The organism is Pseudoalteromonas sp. P1-26 (assembly GCF_001401795.1).
Lineage (GTDB): Bacteria > Pseudomonadota > Gammaproteobacteria > Enterobacterales > Alteromonadaceae > Pseudoalteromonas.
Genome location: NZ_LKDX01000132.1, coordinates 1 through 544, shown reverse-complemented (window position 1 = coordinate 544; position 544 = coordinate 1). Strand labels below are relative to the sequence as shown.

At 41.0% G+C, this 544-nt stretch carries 1 protein-coding gene; it reads right to left on the bottom strand.

Annotated elements, in window-relative coordinates; all coding sequences use genetic code 11:
- On the bottom strand, positions 1-544 hold a 544-nt coding region (locus AN394_RS21245; protein WP_152968972.1), incomplete at both ends, for an RNA-guided endonuclease TnpB family protein.

Here is a 544-nt window from a genome sequence, read left to right as displayed (position 1 = left end):
CAACCATGCTGCCATTGAACTTTTGAATCGCTTTTACGTTTAAATCTTCAAAACACGCTATATCAGTTTCATTGATTATCTGTCGTGAAATTTTGTGCGCAAAGTCGAGCCTTTGCCTTGAGATTTTACCGTGTAGTTTATTGATGCGTTGTTTAGTTTTGTGCCAACGATTTGAGCCTTTGGTTCGACGCGCAAGCTGGCGTTGCAATTGATTTAGCTTCTCTTTTGACTGTTTTAAAAACTTCGGATTATCGGCCACAAATCCGTTCGAACCAACCACCGTTTGCTTTGAGTTGATATCAAAACCAGTGATCTTTTCCAAAACCTGTTTAGCCGTTTTACACTCTACTTCCTGTGTGATGCTGCATTCCCATTTTCCGTGACGATATTGAACAGTGACGGTCTTAATTTTGCTCACTAGCTCACGATGCAGAACGATTGGCACTTTACCGACTTTTGGGATGCTTATAGCGTCATTTTCAATTCGAATACAGTTGGAATTATTGACCGCTCGGAAGCTATCATTGTGAAGCCGCTTCCTTTT